The organism is Acinetobacter sp. XS-4, assembly GCF_023920705.1.
GTDB lineage: Bacteria > Pseudomonadota > Gammaproteobacteria > Pseudomonadales > Moraxellaceae > Acinetobacter.
The window spans coordinates 4,024,093-4,036,466 of sequence record NZ_CP094657.1; the positions used below are offsets into that span (position 1 = coordinate 4,024,093).

10 protein-coding genes are annotated in these 12,374 nt (G+C 40.5%); 2 read left to right on the plus strand and 8 right to left on the minus strand.

Features of this window, described 5'->3' with window-relative positions; genetic code table 11:
* Positions 1–36: 36 nt before the first annotated feature.
* Together MMY79_RS18725 and abaR are read right to left on the minus strand one after the other, a co-directional pair.
* Positions 37–1,926 (minus strand): fatty acyl-AMP ligase, encoded by a 1,890-nt coding sequence (locus MMY79_RS18725; RefSeq protein ID WP_252610876.1) that lies wholly within the window; start codon positions 1,924–1,926, stop codon positions 37–39.
* An 845-nt stretch (positions 1,927–2,771) separates the two neighbouring features.
* Complete coding sequence (abaR, locus tag MMY79_RS18730; RefSeq protein ID WP_252610878.1) at positions 2,772–3,488, minus strand: LuxR family transcriptional regulator AbaR; 717 nt, start codon at positions 3,486–3,488, stop codon at positions 2,772–2,774.
* A gap of 633 nt (positions 3,489–4,121) precedes the next feature.
* On the opposite strand from abaR, the gene MMY79_RS18735 reads away from it, so the two are divergent.
* Both MMY79_RS18735 and abaI read left to right on the plus strand, forming a co-directional pair.
* A complete protein-coding gene (locus MMY79_RS18735; protein ID WP_252610880.1) occupies positions 4,122–4,538 on the plus strand; it encodes a DUF4902 domain-containing protein in 417 nt (138 codons plus the stop codon).
* Positions 4,539–4,601: 63 nt separating this feature from the next.
* Positions 4,602–5,168, plus strand: coding sequence for an acyl-homoserine-lactone synthase AbaI (gene abaI, locus MMY79_RS18740; protein ID WP_252610882.1), 567 nt, complete (start codon positions 4,602–4,604; stop codon positions 5,166–5,168).
* A gap of 136 nt (positions 5,169–5,304) precedes the next feature.
* Here abaI and MMY79_RS18745 read toward each other — a convergent pair whose 3' ends face one another.
* The 6 genes from MMY79_RS18745 to mmsB all read right to left on the minus strand — a co-directional run bounded on the left by MMY79_RS18745 (position 5,305) and on the right by mmsB (position 12,370).
* A complete protein-coding gene (locus MMY79_RS18745) occupies positions 5,305–6,660 on the minus strand; it encodes an MFS transporter (protein WP_252610884.1) in 1,356 nt (451 codons plus the stop codon).
* A 120-nt stretch (positions 6,661–6,780) separates the two neighbouring features.
* Positions 6,781–7,806, minus strand: a complete 1,026-nt coding sequence (locus MMY79_RS18750) for an enoyl-CoA hydratase/isomerase family protein (RefSeq protein ID WP_252610886.1) — start codon at positions 7,804–7,806, stop codon at positions 6,781–6,783.
* Positions 7,807–7,818: 12 nt separating this feature from the next.
* Positions 7,819–8,592, minus strand: a complete 774-nt coding sequence (locus tag MMY79_RS18755; RefSeq protein ID WP_252610888.1) for an enoyl-CoA hydratase — start codon at positions 8,590–8,592, stop codon at positions 7,819–7,821.
* Positions 8,593–8,613: 21 nt separating this feature from the next.
* A complete protein-coding gene (locus MMY79_RS18760; protein WP_252610907.1) occupies positions 8,614–9,741 on the minus strand; it encodes an acyl-CoA dehydrogenase family protein in 1,128 nt (375 codons plus the stop codon).
* Positions 9,742–9,752: 11 nt separating this feature from the next.
* A complete protein-coding gene (locus MMY79_RS18765; RefSeq protein ID WP_252610909.1) occupies positions 9,753–11,402 on the minus strand; it encodes an AMP-binding protein in 1,650 nt (549 codons plus the stop codon).
* A gap of 77 nt (positions 11,403–11,479) precedes the next feature.
* Positions 11,480–12,370 (minus strand): 3-hydroxyisobutyrate dehydrogenase, encoded by an 891-nt coding sequence (gene mmsB / locus MMY79_RS18770; RefSeq protein ID WP_252610911.1) that lies wholly within the window; start codon positions 12,368–12,370, stop codon positions 11,480–11,482.
* Positions 12,371–12,374 lie beyond the last annotated feature (4 nt).

The window sequence follows — 12,374 nt, forward strand, 5'->3', positions numbered from 1 at the left end:
ACATGAGTTTTTGCTCAAATGATTAAAGGGTAAGGATTAAAACAAAGCACTTTTCAATCGATTAAAAATGAGCGCGCGCACTTCTCTTTCCTTGATCATTGAGTTGAGTAGATTGGAGCTATAACGAATCAGTTGCCCCCGCTGCTCACGATCACGGATGATTTCTAAGCCGTTCTTGACATAGTTTCGGGCCATCACCGTTCTACGGTTTGGATGGGTTAAACAGATCAGTTGACCGCGCTCGATCTGCTCTTTAATTTTTCTTCTTCTGATTTTGCCGCTAGTGGTCTTGTTGATCCGACCTTGATGCAGCAAATAAACACCTTCTACAGGCAAGCCGATATCAGCCGCCACTTGCTCTTTAACCAGAGTTCTGATGGTTTCAAAATTAAGAGTCTTGTCTATCGACTTCTTTTTGATCTCAAGCACAACCGTGACACCGTCAGAATTACCGAAATTCACTGCTGCGACACAACCTTTACGGACAGCAGGATGCGCCACTTCGACAGAACACTCGATATCTTGCGGGTAATAGTTCTTGCCACGGATGATAATCACATCTTTGAGGCGACCAGTCACATATAGGTCTCCGTTTTTGACAAAGCCCATATCACCAGTTCTCAAGTAATGCACTTGACTAGGCTTACCTACTTTATCGAGGATGGTAGCAGCAAAGGTTTCCTGATTGACCTCTGGCTTCTGCCAGTAACCCGCAGTAACGCTCTCGCCTGCTAGCCAGATTTCACCGACTTCATCAGCTCCTACCTCTTTGCGGGTATGCGGATTGACAATACGACAATCAATGTGTGTAGAAATCTTGCCACAGCTCACCACTTGCACGGCGGTTTGATCTTTACTGGTCTGCACCAAATTGGCATTCAACTTTTCACGATCGATTGAAATAGCATTGAGAGGCCCAGTCACACCACTGACTAAGAGCGTAACTTCTGCCAAGCCGTAGCACGGCAAGAAAGTATCCAGTCTCAATTTCGACTGAGTATTGAACTTCTCCATAAAACGCTGCATGACGTTAGCTTTGATCGGCTCAGCACCATTAAACATCACACGTACACGACTCAGATCAAGCGATGCAGCTTCCTCGTTCGAGATGCGATGTAGACACAACTCATAGGCAAAGTTTGGTCCACCACTAATCGTGACACCTTTCTCGCTAATGAATTTCAGCCACTTAAGAGGTTTACGGATAAAATCCAGCGGTGACATTACATAGCAGGTCAGACCCACATACACGGTCTGCAAAACCGAACCGATCAACCCCATGTCATGATAGACAGGTAGCCATGTAAGACCGATATCATCAACTTGTGTGCCAAAAGCTTCAGCAATCATGACTTCATTTGCCATGATATTTTTATGGGTGACGATCACACCTTTAGGCCAACCTGTTGACCCTGAAGTGTATTGAAGAAAGCAGATATCTTCTTCATCAATATGCGGAAAATCCTTTTCCACCAAGTCACGCTGTAATTCCGCATCAACAGCATGCAATATTAAATTTTCATTTTGAGCTTTTAATGTAATAAGACCGGATAGCTCAAGAATCTTTTTAGTTGTGAGGACTATCTTTGGCTCACAGTCATTCATAATATTCAAAATATTTGAAAAACCGTTGCGATTAAAAGGCAAGCTGACAGGTACTGCGATAATCTTAGCTTTCAGACAGGCAAAAAACGAAACGATAAAGTCTAGCCCAGGTTCAAACAACAATACGGCACGATCACCGCTATCGACAAGATTCATTAATATTTGGGCTTGATATTGAACCCGTTCATTCAGATCTGCATACGTTAGAGATTGAATACCAGCAGATTGGCGTCCCAAATACTCGAAAGCAACCTTAGCTCCATTTGAATTTGCGTGGGATTCCAAAGTTGCAATGATATTATCCGTACCCATTACAGCCATAACTTACTCCGATTATTTATAATTCACCCTTAAATTTGCTAATTCAGAAACTACATTTCTAGCTGAGGGCTTTTAATAAAAATGAATATAATTTTTTGTTTAAAATATAAATTCACATTATATTTTATGTGCTAATGTTTTTTATTACACCTGTAAGGGTTTACAGGTTGGCTTGTTTTTATTGAAAATTAAGACACGGGGTATCTTTCATAAATTATTTTTATTCAGTTCGATATTGTGAACACTGACAATTAAATTAAAACTCGAATTCAATTCCTCTTATTTCATTAATATTTAATAGGATTTCTAAAGGTTTTTGGCATACCAACCAGAGGCCCTGTTCATATTCTTATTTTGTGAATTTCTTGATTGTAGACCTTCTATTCAGCATCTAATTGACTATGTATTTTCTTTACTTAAAGGCAATAGATGATTCAGGCAAGATCTTCTCATAGCCTTTATTTACAAGGATAAAGCCCCAAAGGAATCTGCTTAAATTTGCATTTGAATAGCTTAAAATTATGTACAGCCTTGTGACTAATATATAACTCTAATAAGTCAATAGACTTCATCTTTCAAGGGTCTATAAAACACGAATACTAAAGTTTCCAACAAGAGTACTAATTAAAAAATATTTTTATTAATAAAATAAATTCATTCATTATTTTATTATTAAAACCAAAATATAAAATCTATTTTAAAATAAAAATTTCTATATAAATTAAATTTCAATTAAAACACTTTTAATTAAAATATTTTCAAGTAATTAATTTTAAATACATGCCATATAATAATTTATCTTATTAAAACCCGCTATTAAATTTCTCTGTTTTTTATATATGCCTTTATAAAATTCCCAACATTACGGCTCGAATAGCTGCTGAAATTTTATTATTCACATTTAGCTTCTGCATTGAATTTCCAAGATGAAAATTTACTGTTCTTTCAGTCACCCCGATAATCTGGGCAATCTCTGCTGACGTCTTACCTTCCGCAGTCCAGCGTAGAACTTCTTTTTCTCGGTTGGTTAAATAAAGATTAAACTGAGTAAATTCTGCTTCATTCACAATTTTAGCAATACTGGAATGTACTGTCTGAGACAACCAAAACATATTGGTATATTGAGCTTTCTGCTCTTTTTCTGATAATTGGTCAGTGGATCTTGCTAGTGTTAACATTCCTCTTGTACCAATAAAGTCACGACTTGACTGTGCCCAACCGACATTCAACCCATAAGAGCGCGCTTCCTCCCAAAAATCTTTTTGAGCTTGTGTGTTTGCAGATTGGCTCGACCAGACAAGAGGTTGAAGTGACAACATACAATGCTGTACGGTTGGATCAACTACTACATATTGCTGCTTAACATAACGCTTCTGCCATGCTTCGGGATAATTATTCAACATAATCATTTTTGGTTCAGCAATAGATAATGGTGCCTGCATACCATAAGCACAATAATCAAATCCAAGCTTTAAAGCCGTAGATTTGACGACCTCAAATAGCTGATATTTATTTTTTACCATCAGGGATGCTGATAGTAGATCCTCTTGCCAATTTTCCATTTACTCTCATTAGACCTCATTCATAAAGCACTTTTTAGTTGCATATAGTGAATTCATAATCCAATTAACAACATTTTAAGCCTGAGAGGGTGGTAAATTCTTCGGATAAACTATATTCAGAAAGCTTTTTAAGGTTGTTATATTGCATATGTAAATTATGCTTGAAAATCTCAAATATAAAGAATGCATTTTATTACAAAAATGAGTACTTTTTATTTTTAAAAAGCGTCTATTATTTATTCTTATTTGTATATTTATATTAATTTAACTAAAGAATAACATCCACTCACAATATACTCCGTATGAGCCTTTTATTTATTATTAGGTAAAATTTAAAATAATTATAGTGATCTCAAAAACATTGCTTTAATAATAAGGATAGATATTATCTACAATGCACAGGATAAATTTACCCCACTAATAATCTTGAAACGGGTACCTTTCATATTGAAGCTACAGCGTGCTCAGTTTCTGCATAATTAAACCTCACTGCCTGAAGTACTTTCTAAAGAACAGCTTAACGTTGTGCACTATCAGATTACGATTAACCTGTAAAACATAACAGTATTTTGTTGGCAATAATTTATGTTATTTATCTATAGAATTGTAATTCAAGTCACTTGAACAGGTAGCATGGTCACAATACACCCTGATTTCTCAATCTCAACTGATGGTTTTATTCGGATGAATGAAAATCAGCTTATGAATTACCCCCTCCAACACCTCATATCTATTGTTGAATCTACACAAATTGAGGATTCTCAAATTCTATATTATGGGTTTACTGAATGGGCAACATCACTGACCCCAGCTTTAAGTACTGGATGGGACTGGGAGTTTGTTGAGCAAAATGGAATTGCTAGCTTAAAACGAATTGGGCTACCTCGAAGCAATATCATGATTGTTGATGTATCTGGTACAGATATTGGATTTGATATTACTGAAACATTAATCGAAAAAAAAATAGATACGTTGTTTTGGGAACAGTTCATTTATGCTCAAATCAATACAACGCAAACAAAGACTAAATTAAGTCCAAATTTCTCTTAGAAACCTGTAAATTCTTACAGTTACCACCTTTTCAGCTGTCGAGTAAAGTCGCCTGAAAAATAAGTGGAAGCACTTGTAATGAATATTATTGCTGGATTTCAAAACAATTTTTCAGAAGGCTTATATACTAAATTTAAAAGTTACCGCTACAAGGTATTTGTTGAACATTTAGGGTGGGAGTTGAACTGTCCACACAATGAAGAACTAGATCAATTTGATAAAGTCGATACAGCTTATGTCGTCGCTCAAGATAGAGAATCCAATATTATTGGCTGTGCCAGACTGCTACCCACGACTCAACCCTATTTACTGGGTGAAATATTCCCTCAATTAATGAATGGCATGCCGATTCCTTGCTCATCAGAAATCTGGGAATTATCAAGATTTTCAGCTGTAGATTTCTCGAATCCGCCGACCTCTGCTAGTCAAGCAGTGTCATCTCCTGTGTCTATTGCCATTCTGCAAGAAGCGATCAACTTTGCAAGAGAACAAGGTGCAAAACAACTCATTACGACCTCACCTCTTGGTGTAGAGCGATTATTACGTGCTGCGGGTTTCCGTGCTCATCGTGCAGGACCGCCAATGGTTATTGATGGATATGCTATGTTTGCATGCTTGATTGAAGTGTAGTTGGTTAAATAATATTGGTGACATTGCAAAGATGAAGGTCTTAAGCCCTAATCTCGTTTCGCTCGCTAAATTTCAAAAGCCCTAGTCAAAAGATTAGGGCTTTTCTCTGTTTAAAGCTTCAAACTTAATATTAAGACTACTCAGTAATTTTGGTTTTCAAATTTAAGTCTGCTTTCTTATGGTAAGCCTCATCAGTTTTAGTATTCCAATCACGTGGCATAAATGAAGTCGATATAATCGCAACGATAGCCATAGATCCAATATAAATCATAATTAAATAAGGATTACCCTGCCCGATACTTAAAAGTTTGGTTGCAATTAACGGTGCTAAACCACCACCAAGTACCCCAGCCAACTGTACCGAAATTGAGATTCCGCTATATCGAATTTCTGCCGGAAATTGACGGGCAAAAAGCTGAGCTTGTGGTGCGTACATAATTGGAAAGACCACTCCAATCGCTAAAACAATTGCTGTCCAGACTAATACCGGATCTTTTGTGTTGAGCATGGTGAAAAATGGATAGCAGTAAAGTGCTAAAACGCATAGACCAAACATAAACATATTGCGTTGGCCGACTTTATCTGACAAATGTCCACAGAATGGTGTCATAAATAGAATGACTATTGCACCGCAAATGGTGGCAAACAAAATGTCTTGGCGTGCGATCCCAAGTTGTGCAGTCGTATAAGCCAATGTAAAGGTTGAAGCAATATAGAACCATGCATTCTCGGCAGCACGCGCCAAAATAATGGTGATGAGTTGCTTCGGATGATTTTTAAAAACTTGTAAAGCAGGAACTTTAACTTCTTCAGACTGCTGTTTTACTTTTTCAAAATCTGGTGACTCTGGTACTTTCACTCGAATGTACCAACCTACTACCAGTAAAATAATGCTGGCAAGAAACGGTAAACGCCAACCCCAGCTAAATAGAGCTTGTTCAGGTAATAACGACACCAGCCCGAGTGCGATTGAGGCTAGCATTAAACCGCCACCCGTACTCGCTTGAGGTAAACTTCCCCAAAAGCCCTTACCACCTTCGGGTGCATGCTCAACGGCCATAAGCACAGCACCGCCCCATTCACCGCCCATTGCCATTCCTTGAATGAAACGCAAAATAACCAGACCAATCGCAGCCCAATAACCAATTGATTCGTAAGTCGGTAATAAGCCAATGAGTACTGTTGGGATCCCCATGAGCATCAGAGTCAACAGCAACATCGATTTACGGCCAATTTTGTCACCAAAATGACCAAAGACTAAACCACCTAGTGGACGGCCAATAAACCCAACGGCATAGGTGGCAAATGCAGCAAGTACACCCGTCAGTGCATCCAGATTTGGGAAAAATAATTTATTAAAAATCAGCGCCGCTGCCGCACCGTAAATAAAAAAGTCATACCATTCAATAGTGGTGCCGACCATGCTAGAGATACCTGCTAATCGATGTGATGACTTTTTAGTATGTGAACCGTTTCCATGTACTGTTTGCATCGCAATTTCCTTTTTAGATTTTCTTATTTTGTCTTTTTTATGCTTATGACCAGCCCTGACCATAAGCATTTTCAGGTCTCGCTTTATCTCCTTAAGCTTTTTATGTTTTTGTAATTCGATTTAGTTCAATTTTTCTAAAATTGGCTCAAATTTCGAATTACGTTCTTGCCACTGTGGTTGTTTGTCTTTATCGACTATAAGGGCACGAACCCCTTCAATAAAGTCACCATGCTCAAACCAGATGTCCTGTAAATCACGCTCAAGCTGCATACATTGCGGTAAAGATAGTCCCCGCCCTAAATATTGCAGTTTTAAGCTGGTTTGTTTGGCAATAAATGAGCGCTGCTTCAAAATACTAAGCATCTTACTTGCCCAAGTTTTTAAGCCTTCATCTTGTTCATTTTCAAGACTTTGTTCGATTTCATCTAAATGCTGAAAGCCGAAGTGTTTACGGATGCCTTCGGCCAACTGTTTGAGTTCGCTTTCAGCAGGGCGAGTAATAAATCGGGTAATGATGTGTTCAATTCCCTCTTTGCGTAAACTTGGCGCTTCAACGAGAGCATCCTGCAAAGCTTGTAACTGCTCACTTGGCACATGGTAGTCAATTAAATCGAGGTAAAGCGCATCACTACTGCTAATCTGCTCACCCGTAATTGCCATATAAACGCCAATATCATCAAGGCGAGACAGGAAGTGTGTTGCGCCAACGTCTGGGAAAAAGCCAATCGCTGTTTCAGGCATAGCAAATCTGGACTTTTCACTGCTCACAACAATGTGACAAGCCTGAGCTAAACCAAAACCGCCACCTAAAACATAGCCATCAAGCACAACAATCACTGGCTTTGCATATTCACGCAGTATATTTAGCATTTTATATTCGGCACTAAAGTAGCCTTTATAATCAGCCGAGCCATTTTTATAACTGTCGTAGAGATAGCGGATATCGCCACCAGCACAGAAGGCTTTTGGACTATTTGATTTGATTAAAATTGCCTGAACAGCAGCATCATTTCGCCACAGTTCCAATTGGGCACCAATACTTTTAATCATATCTAGCGACAATGCATTGAGATGAGTCACACGGTCTAAGGTAATCACGCCCAACTTACCTTGTTGCTCAATCATTAAGTGATTTTCTGTATTCATTTTATTGATCTCTTATTGATTTTTAAAATTTGGCTTTCGTTTCTCAACAAAAGCCTGCATTCCTTCTTTTTGGTCAGATGTTGCAAAAATTGAATGGAACATACGTCTTTCAAAACGTAAGCCTTCGGTAAGGTTTACTTCAAAAGCGCGGTTAATAGTTTCTTTGAGCATCATGTTTGCAGTTAAAGATCGTGCCGCAATTTTTTCTGCGGCTTGCAAGGTTTGTTCAAGTAATTCTTCTTTACTAAACACTCGTGCGACTAAACCACTTTGCTCTGCTTCTACAGCACCCATTTGACGAGCGGTAAAACACATTTCCATTGCCTTGGCTTTACCAATGGCATGGGTTAAGCGTTGTGTACCACCAATACCCGGAATTACCCCTAAGGTGACTTCAGGTAAGCCAAACTTAGCGTTGTCAGCACAATAAATAAAGTCACACATGAGTGCTAGTTCACAGCCACCACCTAATGCATAGCCACTCACCGCTGCAATTAGAGGTTTACGGCGCTGTGCAATACAGTCTGCAAGATGAAAAAAGTCATCAAAATAAATATCAGGAAATGCTAAATCAGCCATTTCTTTAATGTCTGCACCTGCGGCAAAAGCTTTTTCAGAACCTGCCAATACCATGCAGCCAATTTCGCGGTCTTTTTCGAGCTGATCTAATGCCTGATTAATTTCACTAATTAATTCGCTGTTTAAAGCATTGAGCGCTTGAGGGCGATTTAATGTAATCAGTCCAACCCCATTACGCTTTTCTAATAAAATACTTTGCCACTGCATTATTTATTCCTTGTTCTGGTTTTATAGACTACGCGCAATCACTAAACGTTGGATATCACTTGTGCCTTCGTAAATTTGACAAATACGGGCATCACGATAGATGCGCTCAATCGGGAAGTCTTTAAGATAGCCATAACCACCAAACACCTGTAAGGCACTCGAACACACACGTTCAGTCATTTCTGAAGCAAATAGTTTGGCCATTGAAGCTTCATTGAGACACGGTTGACCTGCTTCTTTTAAACGCGCAGCGTAGTGAACCAGTTGTCTCGCTGCTTCGATTTCAGTTGCCATGCTGGCAAGGCGAAACGCTATAGCTTGATGCTCAAAAATTGGCTTTCCAAAAGTGATACGCTCTTTTGCATAGTGAGTCGCTTCTTCGAGCGCCGCACGTGCTAAACCGACTGCCTGTGCAGCAATACCAATACGACCACCCTCTAAATTGGCGAGGGCGATTTTTAAACCCTCACCTTCTTTGCCTAGCATTAAGCTTTTGTGAATGCGTACATCTGTGAGGGCAATCTGACAGGTATCTGAAGCATGCAAACCTAGTTTTTCTTCAACACGAATCACTTCATAACCCGGTGTCTCGCGTGGGACTAAAAATGCACTAATGCCCTTTTTGCCTGCACTTGGATCGGTCACTGCAAATACAATAATGACGCCTGCATTATCACCAGAGGTAATAAATTGCTTAGCACCATTTAAAATGTAATCATCGCCATCTTTCACCGCTCGAGTTTTAAGAGCTGCCGCATCTGATCCCGTATGTGGTTCCGTTAAGGCAAAAGCGCCGATCATTTCACCTTGTGCCAAAGGTTTTAAAAAACGCTCTTTTTGCTCGTCTGTACCAAATTTTAAAATAGGCACACAACCAACCGAGTTATGTACACTCATGATGGTCGAAGTCGCGCCATCTGCTGCTGCCACTTCTTCGAGGGCCAGTACATAGGCTAAGTTACCTGTGTCTGAACCGCCCCATTGCTCTGAAACAAGCATACCCATAAAACCGAGTTGTCCCATTTGGGCTAAGGTGTCTTTCGGGAACGTTCCGTCTCGATCCCAATCGCTGGCATTAGGCTTAATTTGTTCTTGGGCGAAACTTTTCGCCATATCACGAATGAGTAATTGTTCTTCGGTAAATTGCATTATTATTTCCTTTACCCTGCTTTAGCTTGTTGTTTAGCAATTTCTTGATTACGCAATAAAAAGCGCTGGATTTTACCACTTGGAGTTTTAGGCAATTCACTCACAAATTCAACTAAACGCGGGTACGCATGTGCAGAAAGTCGTCTTTTAACAAATTGGCTAAGTTGTTCAGCAAGTGCCTCTGAAGGTTGAGCGTCCGCAGCCAAAATTACAAATGCCTTAACCACTTCGGTACGGTCTGGGTCAGGCACACCAATCACTGCCGCCTCAATCACTGCGTCATGTTCGAGTAAGGCACTTTCTACATCGAAAGGCCCAATGCGGTAACCTGATGTGGTGATTACATCATCACTGCGGCCCACAAAGCTCATGCTGCCATCAGCATGTAACTCGGCAGTGTCGCCAGTTAAATAGTAATGACCCACGAAAGGCGATTTACGGCTTTCTTTATAGCCGCCGAACCACATCATTGGAGACTGGCTAATATCGACCGCTAAAATTCCTGGTGTGTCTGCCGGAAGTTCTTCACCTTGTTCATTGACAATCGCAACACGGTAGCCCGGACTTGGGAAACCTGCTGAACCAGCATGAATTTCATGTTTTAAACCATGGTGATTACACACCACCATACCCACTTCAGTTTGCCCATAGTGGTCATAAATCGGAGCGTCTAAGACTTGTTTAAACCAGCGAATCACTTCTGGGTTGAGCGGTTCACCTGCACTGCTAACGACACGGAATAGGCCTTTTAACGGCGCCATTTGTGCTGGATCAGCCGCCATCATCATGCGGTAAGCAGTTGGTGCGCCTGCCAAGTTGTTAATTTTATAATCTTTCACAATTTGGCATAGGCTATCTGTGCTGAAACCACCTTCATAGAACAAAGTAGAGTGGCCCAAGAATAACGGCCCAGTAATCGCATAGTACAGACCATATGCCCAACCCGGATCTGCAATATTCCAAAATGAGTCTTCTTCAGTTAAACCAATGGCATCTTGCATATATCGACCAAAGGCAATCAGTGCTTTTAATGGCACTTCCAATGGTTTCGCTGGCCCGGTAGTGCCTGAAGTAAACATGAGCAAGAAAGGATCTTGAATGCTGCGCATAACCAGATCGCATTGATCGGACTGCTGCTTCACTTCATTCCAAAAGTTAAAATCACCTACTTTAAGCGGAGTACCTTGTGTGTCGGCCACCGTCACAATTGCAGGACAATTCTCAATTTCATCAAGCTTGCTACGATTACCTACATCGGTTACCACTAGCTTACTTTGTGCAAGCTGAATACGGTGCTCAATCGCTTTTGGACCAAATGCAGTAAATAGGGGTTGATAGACTGCACCTATGCGCCAAGCTGCAAAAATAGTCACAATCAGTTCAGGTGTTCTCGGTAATAGCCCTGAAATACGGTCGCCTGCTTTCACACCTTGTGATTTTAAAAAGTTGGCAAACTGACTCGACCATTCTTTTAGTTCACGGAAGGTATATTGCTCTTTTCGTCCGTCTTTTCCTTGCCAATACAGCGCAATTTTGTTGCCATCGGCATGTCTATCACAGCATTCATAACAAGCATTTAAGGCATCAAGTGAACCTGATAACATCTGTTTTGCAGTACTTTCCAAATCGAAAGCCTGTGCAGCATTTTGATAATCCATCATATCTTTTCCCTCAGTCCGGATTTGTTGTTATTCACGACAGGGTTTAATGTGTTTAAAGCCATCCTTTGGCTTTGCTGTTATGCTTCTTGTGGCAAATATTGCTGAATAATGCTTGAAAAATCGAGATTAGCATTACCACGCATGCACATTTGCTGATAAAGCTGCTGTACCATGCCACCTAATACAACTGGCTGTTTGACTTGGCCCGCGGCCTCTACAGCAAGTCCTAAATCTTTTAGCATTAACTGAGTCGCAAAACCGTCTTGGTAGCCTCGAGATGCTGGCGCATTTTCATTAATATGTGGCCATGGGTTACACACATCTGAACTCCAGCAACGGCCACTTGAGGTATTAATGACACCTGCCAATGCTTGTGGGTCGATGCCCAACTTCACACCGAGTGCCATACCTTCGGCAACAGCAGCCATTGAAATACCTAAAATCAGGTTGTTGCAGATTTTGGCAATTTGACCTGCACCGACATCGCCACAATGAACAATATTTTTGCCCATGTGGCTGAGCACAGATTTCACTTCGTTAAAGGTGTGCTCATCGGCACCCACCATGAAGGTTAGAGTTCCTGCTTGAGCACCAATGGTTCCACCTGAGACTGGTGCATCACAGATTTTAATATTTTTGCTTTGCGCAACAGCGGCAATGTCTTTAATGGTTTGTGGGTCAATGGTACTGCTATCAATGCATAAGCTACCTGCTTTTAGCACTTCTAAAACACCATTTTCACCCAAGTAAACTTCTTTAACATGCTTGGCCGCAGGCAACATGCTAATGACCACATCAGCTTGTTTCGCTGCTGCCTGTGGGCTGTCGCAGACCACACCACCTGCCTCGGCAAAGTGCTGAATAGCAACTTCACTGAGGTCATATCCATAAACATTGAGTCCGGCTTTAAGGAGGTTATGGGCCATTCTGCCGCCCATATTGCCTAGACCGATAAAGGCGATATTCATCCGT